The sequence below is a fragment of the Paenibacillus sp. BAC0078 genome, from assembly GCF_054483875.1.
Genome location: NZ_JBTLRW010000010.1, coordinates 231910 through 252067, shown reverse-complemented (window position 1 = coordinate 252067; position 20158 = coordinate 231910). Strand labels below are relative to the sequence as shown.

The following is a 20158-nucleotide window of genomic DNA, read 5'->3' as shown; positions in this document are numbered from 1 at the left end:
CGCAGGGCATCTATTCTCCAATAACGGGAGAATAGATGCCCTGCTGTCTTTTTACTGCTACTCGAATAAGTATGGGCTATTTTCATTTGTAGAAAGTCTACTTATGAGACAGCCCCTTTTTGCACATAATCAAATATTAAAAGAACTCCACAAATTCATTTACCGGCTTGCGGTAGCCGCGCGGTCTGATTTTGTGCTGGTTGTCTTTGCCAATCGTAATCATCATGACCGGAATAAGATTGTCCGGCAGGCCCAGTACTTTCTTGACTGCTTCAGGAACGCTCATCGGGCAGGTATCCCAGCCCTTGTCCTTGGCAATCAGCATGAACTGCATGGCCGACAAGGAAGCATTGCGGATCGCTTCATCCCTCTGAAAAGCGTCATTATCGGTGTACATGTTATTGATATCTTCGATAGTGCGGTCGAATTCATCTTTGCTCATTGCCCCGAGCATTTTGAGGCCGCTATAGATCTCTGGCGCTTGCAGGTAAGCGTTTTTGTCTCCAAGCACGATAATGACGGCTGAAGCGCTATGAATTTTGTATTGGCCATAGGCGGCTTCGCGGACTTTTTCCTTCAAGTCCTTATCGGCAACAACCTTGTAATGGGCGTGCTGCAAATTAAATGTCGATGGGGCAAGACGGGCCAGCGAGAACATTTCCTCCAGCTCATTCTGAGGAATCTTAACGCCTTCAATGAAATTATTAGCTGATCTCCGTGCTTGAACCAGTTCTGAAAAAGTACTCATGTGTATTCCTCCATTGGATATGTAGTGGTTAATTATTAATTGCTGTTATTAATTAATGAACTTACTAAATGTTACTTACTCAAGATAGCACAGCTAATGTGCTTCGTCAATGATAAAAATACTACAAGTGTGAATTTTCACATAAAATCAAGGAAATAATCAAAAAATACAGAAAAGAAGTGATTTTAATCACAAAACAAGGTGAAACGGGTAAAAAGATTGTGACGTTTATTACATGAAGAGTGTTATAATAGTCACATTGATTTAGCGGTCTATTATTTATATATGAGACAAAGCTAATACAAAGGAGCGCTCGACATGTCAGAAACAATTACGAAAACACAAGCTTTAACTAAAGATGAGCTTCTGGATCAACTTTTGAAGCCCGAGGTTCAGGAATCATTAACGACACTGGTGGAGCAGTTGCCCCAAATTACACAGCTTGTCAGTGTCTTGAGCAAATCGATCGATTTTGTACAGGCTGTTGCAACGGATGAGGTTTTGAAGAGTGACACTGTAGGCGCCATCAAGGAACTGGCTGAGCCTGTGGTAGATTCCGTCAAAACAATGGCGGCTAATGTAATCGAAGCAAAGGACCGTGCAAATGAGAGCAGCGAGACGATCAGCCTGTTCGGGATGATGCGCATGATCAAGGACCCGCAGGTGCAGAAAATGCTCCGCTTTATGAACGCATACCTGCAAATCAGCGGCGAACGCAATCCACAAAAATAAGGACGGAGGAAATAACATGTCAAAACATATCGTTATTCTGGGCGCAGGGTACGGCGGTCTCCTGAGCGCCATTAACGTGCGCAAATATATGAGCAAATCTGAAGCCAAAATCACAGTTGTCAATCAGTATCCAACCCACCAGATCATTACCGAGCTTCATCGTCTTGCGGCAGGAAGTATTGCGGAGCAAGCTGTTGCAATGCCGCTGACAAAGCTTTTTGCCGGGAAGGATATCGACCTGAAAATTGCCAAAGTGAAATCCTTTTCCGTAGACAGCAAGCAGGTGCAGCTGTCCGATGGCACGACGCTGTCGTATGATGCGCTTGTTGTGGCGCTTGGCAGTACTACAGCTTATTTCGGCATACCGGGGCTGGAAGAGTATAGCATGGTGCTTAAATCCGCTGCCGACGCGAACAAAATTCATGGGCACATCGAAGACCGTATCCGTGAATATGCCAAAACCAAAAATCCTGCCGACGCAACGATTCTCATTGGCGGGGGCGGCCTGACCGGTGTGGAGCTGGTGGGCGAGATCGCCGATGTACTGCCGAAGCTGACCAAACGTTATGGCGTTGATGCCAAGGAAATTAAGCTTCTGCTTGTTGAAGCAGGTCCGAAAATTCTTCCGGTGCTGCCGGATCAGCTGATTGAGCGTGCAACAGCAAGCTTGACCGCCCGTGGCGTTCAGTTCTTAACGGGTCTTCCTGTTACCAATGTTGCCGGAAATGTAATCGATCTGAAGGACGGCCAGAAAATTGTTGCGAACACCTTCGTATGGACTGGTGGTGTGCAAGGGAATCCGCTGGTCGGCGAATCCGGGCTTGAAGTGAACCGTGGACGTGCAACAGTCAATGAATTCCTGCAATCCACATCTCACCCGGATGTATTCGTAGCAGGTGACAGCGCCGTTGTGTTTGCACCGGACGGCCGTCCTTATCCGCCAACAGCACAAATCGCCTGGCAGATGGGCGAGCTGATCGGCTATAATCTGTACGCTTATCTGAATAACAGCTCCTCGGAAACCTTCAGTCCGATTAACTCGGGCACGCTTGCCAGTCTGGGCCGCAAAGACGGTGTAGCTATCATCGGCGCCAGCTCAACACCGCTGAAGGGCTTGCCTGCAACGCTCATGAAGGAAGCAAGCAACATCCGTTATTTGTCCCACATCAAAGGCCTCTTCAGCCTGGCGTACTAAACGATAAATTCCCCTCCAAGCAGACACCCGACAACACTTGATGTTATTTAAGGTGCGGGTGAGCTTGGAGGGTTTTTTTGTGATATTTTGCAGACGTCATGTGTAAATATTCATAGTAAATGTCTGGAAGTCCATCTAAACTGAATTGAGATGTAAAGCAACTGCTGACTTTGCTAGCTGCGGACATTGATTCCGTTCAATAGATGCTCAGCGGGAATCTATTTGCTATAATGAATTTGTTTATATTATGCCAGATATTTCATAGGAGGATTTTCAGCATGGAATTTCAAGAAAACGATATCATTTTGTTCCAGGGCGACAGCATCACAGATTGGGGACGTAACTACGAGGACCCGTCTTCGCTTGGCGTAGGTTATGCACTGATGATTGCTTCGCGGCTTGGGTTGCAGTTCCCTGAGAAGAAGCTGACCTTTATCAACCGCGGCATCAGCGGCAACCGGGTGGTTGATCTGCAGCGCCGTTGGGATAAGGATTGTCTGGAGCTGAAGCCAACTGTAGTTTCGATTTATATCGGTATTAATGATACATGGCGCCATTTTGATTCCGGTGAAGAAACTACAGCCGCCCAGTTCGAAGCTTCTTACCGCGATTTGATCGAACGCACCAAGAAAGCCACAAATGCCAAGCTGGTCCTGATTGAGCCATTTGTGCTGCCTGTACCCGAAGACCGCAAGGGCTGGCGCCAGGATCTGGACCCCAAAATCCATGTAGTACGCGAGCTGGCACGCGAGTATGGTGCTCTGCTGGTTCCGCTCGACGGCCTGTTCGCTGCGGCATCCGTTAAGGCGGAATCTGCATACTGGGCGCCAGATGGCGTGCATCCATCCCCTGCTGGTCATGCGCTCATTACCGATGCGTGGCTGAGAGCGGTAGGAGCTATTAGCTAAAATAGTATATCAGGCTGCTCTCATTACATAGTCTGCCTGCTTCTAAAGGCCAATCTGTTGCTCTAAGCGGGTTGGTCTTTTTGGAGCTTCCAGGGAGGCGGCCAGCCGGATGCTCATGTTATTTTCTTCACAAGATTGTTATAATTGGAGTGCGGAATTGATTTGAACCGAGAGGAATGAGAGCTTATGACGAGCAATACTGCACAGGATCTGCAAGGGCTGAGAGCAGCCGGTAAAGTTGTAGGGCATACCATTGCCGAGATGAGGAGACAGGTGAAGCCCGGCATGACTACCGCTGAGCTTGACGGGATCGGGGCGGCGATTCTGGAGCAGTTCGGCGCAAGATCGGCTCCTAAGCTTACTTACAAATTTCCCGGGTATACCTGCATCAGTATTAATGAAGAGGTGGCGCACGGTATTCCGGGCTCCCGGGTGATTCAGGCCGGAGATTTGATTAATATTGATGTTTCAGCCGAATTGAACGGTTACTATGGGGATTCCGGGGTTTCTTTTCAACTGCCTCCTTATAATGAGAAAATCGTCCACCTGTGCCGCAGCACCGAAGAGACAATGATGAGTGTAATCAATCATCTCAGAGCGGGCATGAAGGTTAACGAGATCGGCAGAGTGATGGAGCTGGAGGCGCGCAAGCGCGGCTATAGGGTGGTGCGCAATCTGTGCAGCCATGGTATCGGCAAATCTCTGCACGAGAAGCCTGAAGAAATTCTTCCGTTCTATAACCCGCGTGATACCGCTGTTCTAAAAGAAGGCCAGGTCATTACCGTCGAGCCTTTTTTGTCCACCGGGGCGGATTTTGTGGAGCAGCAGTCCGACGGATGGACGCTCAGTGTGATGGACAACAGCCGCGTAGCCCAGTATGAGCATACGATTGTGGTTACCAAGGGTAAACCGATTATTCTGACAAGCGCATAAGTGGAGTGATAATGGAACTGGAGGGATAAAATATGGGAGATTTACCGCAAGTCAGCAATTCATTTATGACCTTTATGAAGGAAGCGCCGGAACACCAGAAGGCTTGGATGGAGACGGTTCACAAGCTGGAGGCCGCAAGCAAGCTTGACCCGAAGACAGAAGAAATTGCTTATATCTCTGTATTGGCAGCGGTGCGGCTGGAGAGCGGCCTGCCTTTTCATGTGAAGCATGCCAAGGCGCTCGGAGCCACAAGAGAAGAGATCATTAGTGCTGTTTTGCTTGCTCTTCCGGCTGTGGGCAACGTAGTTATCCAGGCTTTGCCTGTGGCCTTGCAGGCATACGACAGCGAGTAAGCTGAACATGTAGCTGTAAGGAGGCGGATGCAATGCGAATGGCCTTTATACTTTTTGACGGAATTACTTTTCTGGATTTTGCCGGCTTCTATGATGTTATCCACCGGCTGGGGCAATTCGAATCAGGTCACGGTCTGGAGTGGGATATTTGCGGGATTAGGGAAGAAGTGACTGACGAGCTTGGACTGGTTGTCAAAATAGGCAAGGTGCTGCCGGACTTGTCGCAATATGACCTGATTTTTGTGCCTGGCGGAATGGGAACAAGGAAGCTCCGCTACGACGAGCCCTTCATAACATGGCTTCAGGGGGCAAGGGATGTTCCTTACAAAGTATCGGTGTGCACAGGTTCACTGCTGCTCGGTGCGGCCGGTTTTTTGCAGGGACATGCTGCCACGACACATCCCTCTGCTTATGATCTTCTGGAGCCTTATTGCGCTCAAGTGGTGAAGTCGAGAGTTGTGCAGGACGGCCAAATTATTACAGGCGGAGGGGTTTCGACATCCATTGATCTTGGGCTCTATGTATTGTCGCTTCTGGCCGGAGAAGCCGCGATGCTTAATGTGAAGAAGCAAATTGACTATCCTTATGAGCTGCAGGGTGTTGTCTGCAAGCAGTGAAATTGCGATGAATCGGAGGAATCGGGATGAGTGGGAATAAATATGCTTCAGTGCCGCTTCAGCAGTGGATAGACGACCGGGAACAGTGGCCGCTGCTTACGGATTATATGCTGCAAGAGAGCAACCTGCCGGGGCCAAGGGGCAATTTGGAGCTGGCGGGTTGCTTTGCGAAGCTTTTTGGCAAACCTGAAGTGACGGACACCGCTTGGGCGCTGCTCTCTGCTTGGGCACAGATCCCTGAGGCAGACGCCAAGACCAACGATCCCCATGAATTTCTGCCATTCTGTGCCGTATGTGCTTGCGGTGCTCATTATCCATATGCAGATGCCGGGTGGCGGAGTCAGTCCGAAGAGTTCCTGAAATCGGCGATGAATGATTCCAGATGGCGGATGCGTGAGGCGGCGGCGATGGGACTGCAGTACATAGGTGAATTTAGCTTTGCACTTCTGAAGCAGTTGCTTGAGGGCTGGCGTCCAGCTTCGGCATTGCTTGAGCAGCGTGCGTTTGTTGCGGCGCTCGCTCATCCTCCCCTCCTTAAAGATGAGGCCAATGTTCTTTATTGCCTGGAAATAACGGATGAGATTATGCAAGTCATTCTCTCCGGGCCTGCGAAGCCAGCCGATCCGGAGCATTATCGTGTGTTATCCAAGGGCCTGGAGTATAGCCTGAGTCTGTTTGTTGCGGGTCAACCGGAGCCCGGTTTTGCTATGCTGCGCAGATATGCCGGGACTGGTGACGCCCGGATGATCAAGATTGTGAAAAGCAATCTCGGCAAAACACGGCTAAGCAAGAAATACCCTGAGCAGGTCATGGAAATTCTCGCGGGATTGACAATCGGCTGAAATGTAACTATTATTGTTGCATCTATAGTGTTCTTTTTGCTAAGGCACCAAAGGAGAGATTTCCATGAACATTAGCACCCGGTTTGCGGTGGCTATTCATATCTTAACGCTGATTGACAGTAACAAGGAAGGCAAAAGCACTTCAGAATGGATTGCTGCCAGTGTCAACACCAATCCGGTAGTAATCCGGCGGATTACAGGCATGCTGCATAAGGCTGGGCTTGTGGATGTCCGTCCCGGTGTAGCCGGGGCCAAGCTTACGCGCAGTGCGTCTGATATTACGCTGCTGCAGATTTATAAGGCGGTAAATGCGGTGGAGGAGGGCTCCCTGTTCTCCGTTCATGAGCATCCGAACCCTGCATGTTCGGTCGGCAAAAATATTGCCGGGGCGATTGTTCCGGTCTTTTCCAACGCACAGAAGGCGATGGAGAACGTGCTGCAGGAAGTTACGCTCGATCAGATCGTGAATCAGATTCCTGTGTCCTAACTCCTGCATATAGAAATTTAAGATAAATTTCAGGAAGAATTTATGTGATTTTAAGGTTGGAGGAGTATATTAAAGATCTCCACCCCCCAGTGGATAGATTTTTTCCTGGATCCTGTCGTGCCTCGGCGGGATCTTTTCTATTGTTAGAGGGGGGATGCGACAATTTCAGCAAACCTTTATGTGCTTTTCATATGCCTTTAAGCTTCAGGGCTTATAGTAATCCCATGACCCCCCTTATATATAGACCTTGGCCCTGCCGGACGTTGGCGGGGTCACTTTTTTTTGTACAGAGAATGACTTTACACAATATTCCAAATGCAGTAGACTGACACCATGTTATAACATAAAGGGAGGACCAGATGAGCGTCTTTGCAATGATTCTATATCATAATGAAGAACTCTGTGTTAGAAGGCTGGAGCCTGAGGATGCGGTGCTGCTGGTGAAATGGCTGTCTGATCCGGTGGTACTGGAGTATTATGAGGGCCGCGACCGTCCGCATGATCTGAAAATGGTGCTGGAGCATTTTTATGAAGACGCCTCGGAGGGGATGACCCGCGGGATTGTTCAGTACAAGTCTCATGATGTGGGGTATATCCAGTTCTATCCGATTGAAGATCAGGAGCGGCAGGAGTATGGGTACACGGATTTTGCAGGGGAGATTTACGGTATGGACCAATTTATCGGTGAACCCGGGCTGTGGAATCAAGGGATTGGCTCGCAGCTCGTAAAAGCGACGGTCAACTTCCTGCTGCAAGTGAAGCAGGCGGATAAGATTGTGATGGACCCGCAGAGCTGGAATCACCGCGCGCTGAGAGTCTATGAGAAGAACGGGTTTGTGCGCAAAAAGCTGCTCCCTGAACATGAATGGCATGAAGGCCAATACAGAGACTGCTGGCTTATCGAATATGATGGTGCTTGAAAACAAGGAGATGGATATGAAAAATCAAATTTCAATTTTGGCGGCAAGCTTGATCCTGGGATTATCTTTTATTGCTGGTTGTCTGATTATTAACAGCGGGAAGGCAGAGGAAGCCCGGATTGACCAGGTGAAGACAGAAGCTCAGACAGGGCTACAGATAACCGACAAGCCATTGCTGACTCTTCAGGAGACTGCTGAATTACTGGGACTGAAGGAGGAGCAGGTGCTGAATATCATAAAAGCTGAACATTCCATTTTGAATAATAACGGTTCCTTTACCGGCATGATGCTTCCGTATATTAAAATGGATGAGAATTTCCTGATCAATCGTGCTGAGCTTTTGAATTGGATTGAGTCGGCGACCTCGGAGAAAAGAGTCTATAATGGTATTAAAGTGTATAAATGATGCAAAAAACAAAGCATACTAGACAGCAACGGAGGTACATAGGTGGACACGATTGCAATTATTTCTGACATTCATGGCAATGTGACGGCTCTGCAGGCGGTGCTCGCGGATATTCAGGAGCGTAAGGTGAGCCGGATTTTTTGTCTCGGAGATATCGTCGGCAAAGGGCCAAATTCAGATTTGACAGTTGATCTTATCCGGGAGCATTGCGAAGAAGTGGTTACCGGGAACTGGGATGAGTTCGTCGCTGGAACAAGCGGGCTTGAGGTTGTGAAGTGGCACCGTGCTGTGCTGGGACTAAATCGTCTCGATTATTTAAAATCACTTCCGTTCTCCATTGAGTTCTGGATGAGCGGAAAGTTCGTCCGGTTGTTTCATGCTTCGCCGCGCAGTGTGAATGAACGGGTGCAACCGTGGGATGCGTATGAGCAGCGCTTGTCGCTGTTTCAGTCCTCGGAGCTGTGCCAGGCTGATCTGCCGGCAGATGTAGCCGGATATGGGGATATTCATAACGCATACCTGCAGCACCTGGAAGGGAAAACGCTATTTAATGTGGGAAGTGTCGGCAATCCGCTGGATCTGACGCAGGCTTCATATGTTTTGCTGGAGGGCGATTACGGTAATCGTTCCTTGGGGCGGCTGAACATACAGTTCGTTAGAGTTCCCTATGATATTGAACTGGCTGTGCAGCAGGCTGTAGAATCGGAAATGCCGGATTTGGAGCTGTATATTAGAGAGCTTAGAACCGCTAAATATAGAGGAATAAAAGACTAAGACGCATGTTATGAGGAGCGTTTGTATTGTACAGCCCGACCAATCCTGGTTGGGTTTTGTGTTTTTTGTAAAAGTAATTGACATACTTATAGAGCGGTACTATACTAAAGTTAGTTAAGATGTAACGGTAGCAGTTACAATTGTGGATGACAAGCTCGAGTGAGGTTAAGACTAGACAATAACAAACGGATTGTAAATTTCAGATCCGCTTACATTCAGGAGGGATTGATATGACAGCAACAGCAACTCTGCCACAAGAACTGGAAATTGGTCTTGTGCAGATCAGAGTGAGCAATTTGGAGCGTTCGCTTGCTTTTTATCAGAATGTTGTAGGACTCAAAATATTGCGTCAAACCGGACGCGAAGTGGAAATGACCGCTGACGGCCAGCATGTATTGCTGGTATTGCGGGAGATTGAGAATGCCCGGGTGCTGCGACGCAATTCGGTGGCGGGACTGTACCATTTTGCCATCCTTGTGCCGGACCGTCCGAGCCTTGGGCTGGTGCTGCGCAACCTGATTGCTTCAGATATTGAAGTTGGTCAAGGTGATCATCTTGTCAGTGAGGCGCTGTATATTCAGGACCCGGATAATAACGGGATTGAGCTGTACCGTGACCGTCCGCGTGATACGTGGAAGTATGATGCTGAAGGGAATGTAGTAATGAGCACCGATCCGGTGGATGTGGAAGGACTGCTGGCTGCCTCTGAAGGTCTGCCTTGGACCGGACTGCCTGCGGGCACGGTAATCGGGCATGTTCACTTTCATGTAGGCGATCTTGGCGAGGCCAAAAAGTTCTATGTGGATACGCTGGGTTTTGAGGTGACAACACGGTATGGCAATTCGGCTTTGTTCATCTCGGCAGGAGGTTATCATCACCATATGGGGCTGAATGTTTGGGCGGGTCAAGGCGCTCCAGCAGCTCCGGCCGATGCGGCGGGCATTGATTACTTCACTTTGCTTCTGCCTAGTGTTCAGGAACGTGATGCCGTGGCTGAACGCGTGCGTGGGGCCGGGTACAAAGTCAATGAAACAGATGGAGTTGTGACGGTTACAGATCCGTGGAACATTGGCATTAAACTGCTTGTAAAGCCCTAACGTGAAAGATTTGCTTGTCCATCCCCCTCATTCTCCTATAATGTTGGAAATATATGAGCGAAAGGATGAATGTTTTGAAAAACTTCAAAATGGCCTATGTAATCCTTTGTCATAAAAACCCGGAGCAGATCAATTTGCTGCTGAATGTTTTAACGGATGAGCACGCTGAATTTTTCCTGCATGTGGATCAAAAAAGCGGCATCGAAGAGCAAATTATCCATCGCGGTGCCGCTGCTGAAGCGCAGTCTGAAGAACCTGCCGGACAATCTGTATAAAGGCTTAAACTAATATTTTAGGAGGAACTAACATGAAAATTGCAGTCATCGGAGCAAGCGGCAAGGCGGGAAGCGAGATCACTAAGGAAGCGCTGGACAGAGGTCATGAGGTTACCGTTATCGTACGGGATGCCGCAAAAGTGGCAGGCAGCAAGGCTGCTGTAGTAGAGAAGGATATCTTCGCTTTGACTGCGGAGGATTTGAAGGGCTTTGACGTTGTGGTTAATGCCTTTGGAGCTCCATTTGGGCAGGAGCATCTGCATGTGGATGCCGGGAATGTGCTGATTGAAGCGCTGAAGGACGCACCTGGCACGCGTTTGATTGTAGTGGGCGGAGCAGGAAGCTTGTATGTGGATGAAGCCAAAACCGTAAGAGTAGTGGATACGCCGGGATTTCCTGACTTTGTGAAGCCGACGGCCTTGAATCAGGGTAAAAATCTGGAGATTCTGAAAGGCACGAAGGAGTTGAAGTGGACCTTTGTCAGCCCGTCCGCCAACTTCGCCGTAGGTGCAAGAACGGGTGCCTATGCGACAGGCAAGGATCATCTGCTGTCCAATTCCAAAGGCGAAAGCTATGTCAGCTATGCTGATTATGCGATTGCAATCGTGGATGAGATCGAGCGGCCGCAGCATATCCGCGAGCGGTTCACGGTAGTTTCGGAGTCCTGATTGGCCTGACGGCTGTTATAAAAAGAAGCGAACCGGCTGGACCGGCTTCGCTTCTTTTTTTTTGCGCTGTAAAGTTTCCAAGAATGCCGTGAAGCCCAAACTCCACTTAGGTTAGCTGTGCAGGTCTATTTTACACAATTCCCTGTGCAAGCTCCGCGATCCTGCGGTTCACATTCCCGGTGAACAATCCCCCGTGATAGCAGATCACCTGGCGAATCTCGAAATCGGCGAATTTCTTCAGAGAATTGAGGGCGGTAGCCATATCGGGCGTAGCTGCTGCGTCGGGCCCGCACAGCTCACCGCCTTGGACGGTCAAAGCATCGGCGGCTATCAGCGTACGGCTCGCCTGATGATACAAGCTTAAATGCCCCGGGCTGTGGCCGGGCGTATGGATGACTGTGATTCCGCCGGCAAAGGGGAGCTGCTCTCCGCCGGTAAGAGTCTGGTCTACTCTTCCTTTGGGCGGGTGGGCCAGCACATTCAGGAAGGCGCGCCGCCATTCCTCCGGCACGGCCCGCGGAAGATTGGCTTCGGCTGCTGCCAGTGCTTCCGGGGTATGCTTAAGCAGCATCTTGTCCCCTTCGATATAGGGCCGCTCGATTTCATGGGCCAGCACGTTCAGCTCAGGCACGGCCAGATCCAGCAGGGACGGCAGGCTTCCGATGTGATCGAGATCCTGATGCGTGATGAGGATGGTCTTAAGCTGCTCCCAAGGCACGGAAGCTTCAGCGAGAGCCTCCTTGAAGCGCTGCGCCAGTCCCGGAACTCCGGTATCGACCAGTACAGCGGACTCCTCGTCCCAGAGCAGGGTAGGGTAAAAGGTGTCTGTGCCGCCCATGACCTGAATGGAAATCTCCAGCATTTCAATTCCTTTGGCAATATGCATTGTATCCCTCCGTTATAAATGATAAGAGTGATGCCGTGAGGCTAATGCATATCATACTGAACTCATGTTACTTTTTCAATACATAAATTATTTATTATATCACAAATATTTATTTTTGTCAATGGATAAAACAGTGAATATTTTGATGTTCTATGGAAAGTCCGCTTTACATTTTGCGTTGCAGGTGGTATTCTCGACGTAAAGCTCGCTTTACATGTTCAGGAGGCACGGTAATGAAGAATAGGCTTGAAGCAATCCGAAAGCAGCGCGGCATTAAGCAGGAGGAGCTTGCCGCAGCATTGGAGGTGTCGAGGCAGACGATCTGTTCGCTGGAGAAAGGGAGGTACAATCCTTCGATTATTCTAGCCTTTAAGCTTGCGAAGTACTTCAAGATAAGTATTGAAGAGATTTTTGTATATGAGGAAGACGGTGAAGGAGAGAAATCCAGGTAACAGCATTTTCTTGCTGCCTGGGAGATTTAGGCTATAATAATAAAAAAAATATACCGGGGGAGTTGAGAGCTTGGAGACTTTTCTTGCTGTGCTGTTACTGCTGGGACTCATCGCGGTATCCAATATTGTGAACCGGTTCATCCCGTTTGTGCCGATTCCGCTGATCCAGATTGGACTGGGTGTCATTGCCGCTATGGTTCCTACAGGAATACATATGTCCTTTGAGCCGGAGCTGTTTTTCGTGCTGTTTATCGCTCCGCTGCTGTTCAATGACGGCAGGCGGACGCCGCGCGACGAGCTGTGGAATCTGAGGGCTCCCATCCTGCTGCTGGCGCTGGGGCTGGTCTTCGCTACGGTATTTGTGGCAGGGTATGCCATTCACTGGATGATTCCCTCGATACCGCTGGCGGCCTCCTTTGCGCTCGCTGCGATCCTGTCCCCTACGGATGCGGTTGCGGTAAGTGCACTGGCCGGGAAGGTGCATCTGCCAAAGAGCATTCACCGGATTCTTGAGGGCGAGTCCCTGATGAATGACGCCTCCGGTCTGGTTGCTTTCAAGTTTGCCATCGCAGCATCAGTTACTGGAGTGTTCTCTTTGCCTAAGGCAACGATCAGCTTTGTGCTGATTGCGGCAGGCGGGTTGCTTGTAGGAGCGCTGCTCTCTTTTATGCTGATCCGGCTTAGTGTATTTATCCGCAGATTCGGGATGGAGGATGTCACGATTCATGTGCTGCTGCAGATCCTCACGCCTTTTATCATTTATCTGATCTGTGAGGAAATCGGCGTATCCGGCATTCTGGGGGTCGTAGCCGGCGGCGTGATGTATGCCATTGAGAAGGACCGTGCCGTGTCTCCGCAATACAAGCTGCAGCTTGTATCTGCAAGCACATGGTCCGTGCTTCTGCTTGTCCTGAATGGCCTGGTCTTCCTGATTCTTGGCGTGTCGGTTCCTGATGTCGTTGCGGTGATATACCGTGACAGCAGCCTGAACAACTTTATGGTGGCTGGTTATGTGCTGGCAATTACGTCGCTGCTTATTGTGCTGCGGTTTCTCTGGGTATACGCATACTCTTTATGGGAGACCCGCAGACGGAAGGTGGAGAAGGCGCCGCTTAAGTCGCAGCTGATTACTTCGATTTCGGGCGTTCGCGGAGCCGTAACTCTGGCGGGGGCTTTCTCGATCCCGCTCGTCCTGGGAGACGGTTCACCGTTTCCGCAGCGTGATCTGATTATCGCCCTTGCGGCCGGCGTCATCCTGATGTCACTGGTCATTGCCAGCATCTTTCTCCCGCTGCTCGCGGACAAGGAGGAGACGGTGGTGGTGGAGACCCGTGCTCTCAATTCAGAGCTGACGGCAAGATCGGTTGTGATTGATGCGGGTATGAGCATGCTGCGCAGCCTGATCTCGGAGAATCCCCAGCCTATGAATCAGCCTGCCCTGCTGGAGTTCACGGACAAAATTGACAGGCTTTGCGCACGGAAAACTGCGGATGATCCGGAAGCGGAGCATTTCCGCCAGCTCGGAGTCCAGGCGAAGCGAAACGCTCTTGCGGCTGAGCGTTCGGAGCTTCGGCGGATGCTGGAGAATGGAACCATTGCGGCTCCGGTAGCCTCGAAGATGGAGGAGCTTATTGATCATAAGGAAGCCTTGATGTGTAAGCGGCTCGACACTCAGTTCAAATTTTCGCTGACTGAAATTCAGCGCTTGTTCTCAGGACTATTCTCCGGCAAGCTGAACGGTGATGAAGGGCGGCAGGCGGCGCTGAATGCCGAGAGCGCCCGCATTGCGAAGATTTCAATGTGTCAGGCAGCGGTGGCGGCCGTCAGCGCGGGGATGAATGAAGAGAACCGGCTGGCTTCGCAGAAGGTTATCGACAAGTACGAGCAGATGGAGACTCGGCTTACCGAGGGGGATGGCTGGATTAAGGATGGAGTCGTGGATGACCAGAAGCTTGAGCTGAAGCTGCAGGCCATTCAGGAGCAGCGCAATACCGTGCAACAGATGTATCAGAACGGGGCGATTAATCTGAAAATCGCCGGAAAGCTGCGTAAATTTGTCGATCAATTGGAGACGGCGATCTGGGAGGATTAAGGATGGGAGAAATAGCGGCAAGCGGTTTATCTTATGTGGAAATTGGGGAAGAGCATCTGGCAGAGGTCGTAGATATCTATAATTATTATGTGCTGAATACGACGGTTTCTTTTCATACGGAGCCGATTGAATTATCGGCCATGCGCGAGTCGGTGCTAAGCGGCGATCCGCGCTTCAGGTCCTATGCCATTCTGCAGGACGGGGAGCTGCAGGGTTATGTCCTGATTGCCAGACACAAGAATAAGCAGGCTTATGATACCTCCGGCGAAATCAGCATCTATCTGAAGCCTGGCAGAGGGGGGCAGGGGCTTGGCGGCAAGGCACTGAGCTTCATTGAGGAGCGTGCGGCGGAGCTTGGTTTCCACGTACTCGTGGCTACGGTGTGCGCGGACAATGAACCGAGCCGGAGGCTCTTCGCCAAGTACGGGTATGAGCAAAGCGCCCTGTTCAAGGAAATCGGCAGCAAATTCGGCAGATGGCTGGATATTGCCAGCTACTCCAAAATTATCGGCCGGAGTGAACTGCAGACTGACAGCTAAACTGTGTCTGATCAATAGCTACTGCCGAATATCGTTCCGAACAAGTGTAAAGGCTGCTCACCGGTCATTTTATGACCTGGTGAGCAGCCTTTACATGTGTCTGGAAGCAGACTGAGCCAGCAGTGCTCTTGCTGTGCGCGGCTGCTTATGAGCTCCGGCTGTTCTTCCGGCGGAACATCTGCCCGAGCACTTCACTGAGGACAAGACCGGTAGCGATAGCCCCGGAGAGCATCAGCGCCTGTACGGCAAACTGGATGGCCTGATTGTTGTCATTCTCCACGAACTTGCGCATGGCGTCATAAGCAAGTCCCCCCGGAACCAGCGGGATAATGCCCCCTACGCTGAAGATAATGACCGGCATCTTGAAGGAGCGGGCGAAGAACTGGCTGATCACTCCGACCACTACGGTAGCTAGAAAGGTAGCAACCACTGTGTCCCATTGTTCATCCAGCTGAAGATAAAGCATCCAGCCTACCATTCCGGCAAAGCCGCATTGCACCAAGGCCCGGGCCGGTGCATTGAACAGAATACAGAAGGTGGCAGCGGCGATAAAACTGGTTATCAATTGCAAAATCATGAACAGTTAACCTCTTTCACGTGGGGGATCATAAAATTGACAGCACAAGTCCGATGCCTGTTCCGATCGCGAACGCCGTCAGAAAAGCATCGGCTCCCTTGGAAAGGCCGGAGACGAGATGGCCGGCCATCAAATCGCGGACTGCATTCGTAATGAGCAGTCCCGGAACCAGCGGCATCACGGAGCCGATAATGATCTTATCCATTTCCTGTCCCACGCCGAGCTTGACAGCGAAGAAGGCGAGCAGGCCGATCAGGAACGAAGCGGTGAACTCCGCGAAGAACCTGATTTGTACGAGCCGGTGCAAATAGGTTGCTGCAGCGAAGCCGATGCCGGATGCAAGGATGGCCGGAAGCGCATCCCACAGGCTGCCTTTGAACATAACGGTGAAGCACGCGCCGGTCAGGGCGGCTGCGGCAATCTGTATCCATGCCGGATAAGCATGGGCTGCATCATCCACCACGCTTAGCCGCTCACGCGCTTCACCCGCTGTAAGCTGACGCTCGCTCAGCCGCCGCGAGATGTCGTTGACCTCCGATACCTTCTGCAGATCGGTGGTCCGCTCGGCAATGCGGAACAGCTTCACCGGCTCGGTCCGGCTGGTGGTGAACATAATGACCGTTGGCGTTACGTAGCTGTGCGCTCCGGGAAAACCGAGCGAAGCGGCCATGCGGCTCATTGTATCCTCTACGCGGTACGTTTCCGCACCGCTTTGCAGCATGATTTTACCAGCCAGCAGGCACAGGTCGATGATGTCATGCGCGGAAGTATTGCTGTTGTTGCTTGTGCTATCCAACTTCGTTCGATCCTCCCCTGGAATGTTATATATTTGATTGTCGCCGCAATGGCTGAAAAGATCAACCTCTAATCTACAGACTGGATGATTTTCCGGTGATTAATACATAATAAGGGGGAAAATCCACAAGGAGGAACCTCAATGAAGATGTCTGGAAAGCAGCTCTGGATTGCGGCATTAGGCGGAGTAAACGAGATTGGAAAAAACATGTATATTGTACAGTACGCCGATGACATTATTGCCATTGACAGCGGCTCCAAATTTCCTGACGAGAGCATGCTGGGCATTGACCTGATTATTCCTGATGTTTCCTATTTATTGAGCCATGTAGATAAGGTACGGGCGCTCATCGTCACTCACGGGCATGAGGATCACATCGGGGGAATTCCTTATTTGCTGAAGCAGCTGAATATCCCGATTTATGCTTCCCGCCTGACGCTTGGCCTGATTGAGACCAAACTGAAGGAACACGGCCTGCTGCGCCAGACGAGCCTGCATTGTATTGATAGAGATTCCAGACTGGAGTTCGGCTCGATCACCACCACCTTTTTTAATACCAACCACAGCATCCCGGATTGCCTGGGCGTCGTATTCGATACTCCTGAGGGAACTATTGTACATACAGGCGATTTCAAATTTGACATGACTCCAGTCAATAAGCAATATCCGGACATTCATAAAATGGCTGAAATCGGCAAGAGGGGCGTAAAGTTTCTTCTCTCCGAGAGCACCAATGCTGAAAGACCCGGCTTCACCCCCTCCGAGAGGCTTGTGGGAGCGCATATGGAAGAAGCTTTTCAGAAGGCTGAGCAGAGAGTATTTGTCTCTACCTTTGCTTCGAATGTGCACCGTCTGCAGCAGATTGTTGATGCAGCCGAGCATACCGGCCGTCACCTCACCTTGCTTGGCAGAAGTATGGTCAATGTAGTTGGAGTTGCACAAGAATTGGGTTTTTTAAAAGTGCCCGAAGGCATGCTGGTGGAGCCGGCAGAAGCGGCAAAGCTTCCTCCCGAAAAGATAGCTGTACTGTGCACCGGGAGCCAAGGCGAACCGATGGCAGCATTATCCCGCTTAGCGAATGCAAGCCATAGGCAGCTTGAGATTGCAGCAGGCGATACTGTCCTGATTGCGGCTAACCCGATTCCGGGCAATGAACGCAACGTGTCCCGGATTGTAGACAACCTGTACATTCTGGGTGCAAGGGTCATCTATGGCTCCCGCAGCGAACTGCATGTGTCAGGACATGGCAGTCAGGAGGAATTGAAGCTGATGCTGACCCTGATGAAACCGGAATATTTCATCCCGATCCACGGGGAATACCGTATGCTTCATCATCACAGTATGCTGGCGGAGGCTGTTGGCGTGAACCCGGACAATATTTTTATCCTTAAAAATGGGGAGGTTGTCGAGTCAGAGGCAGGCGTCGTCCGCCAGCAAGGACGTTTGCCGGCTGGACAGCTGCTAGTGGACGGGCTTGGAATTGGTGACATCGGCAATGTTGTGCTGCGGGACCGCAGACAGCTGTCTGCGGACGGCATTCTTATTACGGTGATCACACTTAGCCAAAGCGATGGCAGAATTCTGAATGATCCTGACACGATCTCCAGAGGCTTCGTCTACGTGCGGAACTCTGATACCTTGATGGAAGAGATCAATCAGCTCGTGTCCGTGACCCTGCAGAAGATGGGCCCCGCTGATCTTGGCCAATGGAATATTATGAAGTCCACCATCAAGGACACCTTGGGCAAATTTCTGTATGAGCGAACGAAGCGCCGCCCGATGATTCTTCCGATCATCATTGAGGTGTAGGCATAACAAATTTTACAGGTGATCACAGTTTGAAGTAAAAGAGGGTGCCGATATGCGGACGCCCTCTTTGTCAACACAGAATTAAGCCTAATTATCAAGAGAGGCCTTACTAGGTGAACTTTGACTAGTTACCCGCATTTTCCGGTTAAACCTTAGAATCAAATAAACGGCGCGGATAACCAGATCAATTGCAATGGATATCCATACCCCGGCAATTCCCATCCCAAAATGAATACAAAGCACATACACGCCGACAACGCGGATGAGCCACATACCAACGGCGGTGCTGTACATCGGGCTTTTCGTATCACCAGCTCCTTGGAGCACCCCGGCGAGAACTAACCCAATGCCTAGAAACGGCTGGGCGAACGCATCAATGCGAAGCGCGGTAGTTACCATTCCAATAACAGCGGTATCATTGGTAAACCAACTGGCTGCGATGGGAGAAAATACAAACAATAGCACCCCAACAAAAGCCATAAACACAACGGCAACCCACATGGTCAGCAGACCGTATTGGTAAGCATCCTCTTTCCGCTCCGCTCCTAAGCTCTGACCAACAAGAGTGGTCGCCGCAATGGCCAGGCCATACCCTGGCATATAAGAAAAGATTTCTATATTCCCGGCAAGAATGTGGGCTGCATACACGTCAGTACCAATTCGCACAATAAGGCCAAAATAAAGCACCTGCCCAAACCGCATAATCAGCCTTTCGGCTGCTGCAGGGGCGGAAAGCTTCAGCAAAGGTATCGTATACCCGCTTGAGGCTCCTTTGCGAAAGGAGAAGATGAGCTTGGATTTCCGGATATACATAAATAGCGCAATGGAGCCGATCACCCGGACTATTGTGGTAGCCCAAGCGGCTCCGGCGATGCCCCAGCCCGTCCAACTGAATAAGCCAAAGATCAGAATGTAATCTAATACAATATGGATCATATTGATCCATATGCCGACCTTCATGGGGGTTTTGGTATTGCCGGCAGCGCGCAAGATACTGCCGAAGACGGTCATCAGTGATATGAAAATAGAGGGGACGGCTACAATCCGGAAGTATACTACGCTATCCGCTAATACATGCGGTTCTGCCCCCATAAGCTGCAGCAAGGGCTCTGCAAAAAAGAAGGTTATGATTCCGAAGATAAGACCTAATATGGCTGATATGTACGTTGATTGCCGCGCAATAGCTTTAGCTTTATCTATTTCCCCAGCGCCCACACTTCGTGCAATCAATGAGGAGGTCCCTACTCCCATAGCCATAAAAACTGCAATATAAACAGCCATAATGGCACCCGTCACCCCGACCGCAGCGACTTGATTTAGTCCAATTTTGGATACAAAGAGAGTGTCTACAAAGCCTACAATAGTTTGCAAAAAATTCTCAATCATAGACGGTACGGCCAGGGTCAATATAACTTTGATTTTCTGGCTCTGATCACTGCTAATAGTCTTGGGCATGGCGGACCTCCACTTTATATTATCACGGTGATTATATCCCCCTAGGGGGGATATGTCAAAGCGATGTTCTCTGGATAGTCCTCTCTGTTAATCTCGGGGAATGGTCAAAACGATTTTTCCGAAGTTTTCTCCTCTGTAAAGGGTTGTTCGCTTCTATACGGATAAGGGATTAGTTCCAAATTTACAACGGGATAAAAATAATAACCGTATCTTTAATGATGAGTCCATAAACTGGCTTAGAGGTGCAAAAAACTTAAAAAAATGTGGTATGTCAGTGGAAGACATCAAAAAATATGTAGAGTTAAGCTTGGAAGGCGATTCTACTATTCCGGAGCGTTATGAAATTGTACGGAAGCAAAAGGAAACGGTTTTAGCCCAATTGGAAGAAGCAAAAGTAATGGCAGAATATATTATAAGTAAAGAAAAACATTACTGTGACATTGTCAACCATCTAATCCCAGATAATACGAACCCGGCCAAATGGGGGGAGCGATAAAATCCCGGCGGCTCAAAACCAATCCTGTCCATTGGTAAAAGACAAAATTGAAACAAAAAGTATTCAGAAATAGTTGCAATTTGCAATATTAATCGTAAAAA

Annotated in this window: 23 protein-coding genes and 1 pseudogene; 19 read left to right on the top strand and 5 right to left on the bottom strand. The window is 50.0% G+C overall.

Annotation, left to right across the window (positions count from 1 at the left end; all coding sequences use genetic code 11):
* Positions 1-136 precede the first annotated feature (136 nt).
* Positions 137-748, bottom strand: a complete 612-nt coding sequence (locus ACX1DY_RS19845) for a nitroreductase family protein (RefSeq protein ID WP_458965922.1) — start codon at positions 746-748, stop codon at positions 137-139.
* Positions 749-1066: 318 nt separating this feature from the next.
* On the opposite strand from ACX1DY_RS19845, the gene ACX1DY_RS19840 reads away from it, so the two are divergent.
* The 14 genes from ACX1DY_RS19840 (at position 1067) to ACX1DY_RS19775 (ending at position 10955) form a co-directional block, all read left to right on the top strand.
* Positions 1067-1480: a helical membrane plugin domain-containing protein gene (locus tag ACX1DY_RS19840; RefSeq protein WP_458965921.1), complete on the top strand. Its 414-nt coding sequence runs from the start codon at positions 1067-1069 to the stop codon at positions 1478-1480.
* Positions 1481-1496: 16 nt separating this feature from the next.
* Positions 1497-2675 (top strand): NAD(P)/FAD-dependent oxidoreductase, encoded by a 1179-nt coding sequence (locus ACX1DY_RS19835; protein ID WP_458965920.1) that lies wholly within the window; start codon positions 1497-1499, stop codon positions 2673-2675.
* A 278-nt stretch (positions 2676-2953) separates the two neighbouring features.
* Positions 2954-3583 (top strand): SGNH/GDSL hydrolase family protein, encoded by a 630-nt coding sequence (locus tag ACX1DY_RS19830; RefSeq protein WP_458965919.1) that lies wholly within the window; start codon positions 2954-2956, stop codon positions 3581-3583.
* Between the two features lie 186 nt (positions 3584-3769).
* Positions 3770-4516, top strand: coding sequence for a type I methionyl aminopeptidase (gene map, locus ACX1DY_RS19825; protein WP_458965918.1), 747 nt, complete (start codon positions 3770-3772; stop codon positions 4514-4516).
* Positions 4517-4548: 32 nt separating this feature from the next.
* Positions 4549-4869: a carboxymuconolactone decarboxylase family protein gene (locus tag ACX1DY_RS19820; RefSeq protein ID WP_458965917.1), complete on the top strand. Its 321-nt coding sequence runs from the start codon at positions 4549-4551 to the stop codon at positions 4867-4869.
* A gap of 32 nt (positions 4870-4901) precedes the next feature.
* Positions 4902-5486, top strand: coding sequence for a DJ-1/PfpI family protein (locus ACX1DY_RS19815; protein WP_458965916.1), 585 nt, complete (start codon positions 4902-4904; stop codon positions 5484-5486).
* Between the two features lie 26 nt (positions 5487-5512).
* Positions 5513-6328: a hypothetical protein gene (locus ACX1DY_RS19810; protein WP_458965915.1), complete on the top strand. Its 816-nt coding sequence runs from the start codon at positions 5513-5515 to the stop codon at positions 6326-6328.
* A 64-nt stretch (positions 6329-6392) separates the two neighbouring features.
* Positions 6393-6815 (top strand): Rrf2 family transcriptional regulator, encoded by a 423-nt coding sequence (locus ACX1DY_RS19805; protein ID WP_458965914.1) that lies wholly within the window; start codon positions 6393-6395, stop codon positions 6813-6815.
* A gap of 359 nt (positions 6816-7174) precedes the next feature.
* A complete protein-coding gene (locus ACX1DY_RS19800) occupies positions 7175-7735 on the top strand; it encodes a GNAT family N-acetyltransferase (RefSeq protein WP_458965913.1) in 561 nt (186 codons plus the stop codon).
* 16 nt (positions 7736-7751) lie between these two features.
* A complete protein-coding gene (locus ACX1DY_RS19795) occupies positions 7752-8141 on the top strand; it encodes a hypothetical protein (RefSeq protein ID WP_458965912.1) in 390 nt (129 codons plus the stop codon).
* 42 nt (positions 8142-8183) lie between these two features.
* A complete protein-coding gene (locus ACX1DY_RS19790; protein WP_458965911.1) occupies positions 8184-8915 on the top strand; it encodes a metallophosphoesterase family protein in 732 nt (243 codons plus the stop codon).
* A gap of 230 nt (positions 8916-9145) precedes the next feature.
* On the top strand, positions 9146-10012 hold the full coding sequence (locus tag ACX1DY_RS19785; protein ID WP_458965910.1) for a VOC family protein: 867 nt from the start codon (positions 9146-9148) through the stop codon (positions 10010-10012).
* Positions 10013-10086: 74 nt separating this feature from the next.
* Positions 10087-10287 (top strand): hypothetical protein, encoded by a 201-nt coding sequence (locus ACX1DY_RS19780; protein WP_458965909.1) that lies wholly within the window; start codon positions 10087-10089, stop codon positions 10285-10287.
* A 32-nt stretch (positions 10288-10319) separates the two neighbouring features.
* On the top strand, positions 10320-10955 hold the full coding sequence (locus ACX1DY_RS19775; protein ID WP_458965908.1) for an NAD(P)-dependent oxidoreductase: 636 nt from the start codon (positions 10320-10322) through the stop codon (positions 10953-10955).
* Positions 10956-11085: 130 nt separating this feature from the next.
* Here ACX1DY_RS19775 and ACX1DY_RS19770 read toward each other — a convergent pair whose 3' ends face one another.
* The gene (locus tag ACX1DY_RS19770; RefSeq protein ID WP_458965907.1) at positions 11086-11841 is read right to left on the bottom strand and encodes an MBL fold metallo-hydrolase; all 756 of its coding nucleotides are present in this window, start codon (positions 11839-11841) and stop codon (positions 11086-11088) included.
* A 233-nt stretch (positions 11842-12074) separates the two neighbouring features.
* On the opposite strand from ACX1DY_RS19770, the gene ACX1DY_RS19765 reads away from it, so the two are divergent.
* The 3 genes from ACX1DY_RS19765 (at position 12075) to ACX1DY_RS19755 (ending at position 14924) form a co-directional block, all read left to right on the top strand.
* Complete coding sequence (locus tag ACX1DY_RS19765) at positions 12075-12293, top strand: helix-turn-helix transcriptional regulator (RefSeq protein WP_458965906.1); 219 nt, start codon at positions 12075-12077, stop codon at positions 12291-12293.
* 70 nt (positions 12294-12363) lie between these two features.
* On the top strand, positions 12364-14385 hold the full coding sequence (locus ACX1DY_RS19760; RefSeq protein ID WP_458965905.1) for a Na+/H+ antiporter: 2022 nt from the start codon (positions 12364-12366) through the stop codon (positions 14383-14385).
* Positions 14386-14387: 2 nt separating this feature from the next.
* On the top strand, positions 14388-14924 hold the full coding sequence (locus tag ACX1DY_RS19755) for a GNAT family N-acetyltransferase (RefSeq protein ID WP_458965904.1): 537 nt from the start codon (positions 14388-14390) through the stop codon (positions 14922-14924).
* A gap of 145 nt (positions 14925-15069) precedes the next feature.
* Here ACX1DY_RS19755 and ACX1DY_RS19750 read toward each other — a convergent pair whose 3' ends face one another.
* Complete coding sequence (locus ACX1DY_RS19750) at positions 15070-15501, bottom strand: threonine/serine exporter family protein (RefSeq protein WP_458965903.1); 432 nt, start codon at positions 15499-15501, stop codon at positions 15070-15072.
* A gap of 28 nt (positions 15502-15529) precedes the next feature.
* Positions 15530-16297: a threonine/serine exporter family protein gene (locus tag ACX1DY_RS19745; RefSeq protein ID WP_458965902.1), complete on the bottom strand. Its 768-nt coding sequence runs from the start codon at positions 16295-16297 to the stop codon at positions 15530-15532.
* A gap of 141 nt (positions 16298-16438) precedes the next feature.
* Here ACX1DY_RS19745 and ACX1DY_RS19740 point away from each other — a divergent pair, with 141 nt between their 5' ends.
* Complete coding sequence (locus ACX1DY_RS19740; protein ID WP_458965901.1) at positions 16439-18106, top strand: ribonuclease J; 1668 nt, start codon at positions 16439-16441, stop codon at positions 18104-18106.
* 87 nt (positions 18107-18193) lie between these two features.
* On the opposite strand, the gene ACX1DY_RS19735 is transcribed toward ACX1DY_RS19740, so the two are convergent.
* Complete coding sequence (locus tag ACX1DY_RS19735; protein ID WP_458965900.1) at positions 18194-19561, bottom strand: MATE family efflux transporter; 1368 nt, start codon at positions 19559-19561, stop codon at positions 18194-18196.
* Between the two features lie 145 nt (positions 19562-19706).
* On the opposite strand from ACX1DY_RS19735, the pseudogene ACX1DY_RS19730 reads away from it, so the two are divergent.
* Positions 19707-20057: pseudogene (locus ACX1DY_RS19730) on the top strand (MerR family transcriptional regulator); the annotation flags it as partial.
* Between the last annotated feature and the right edge of the window lie 101 nt (positions 20058-20158).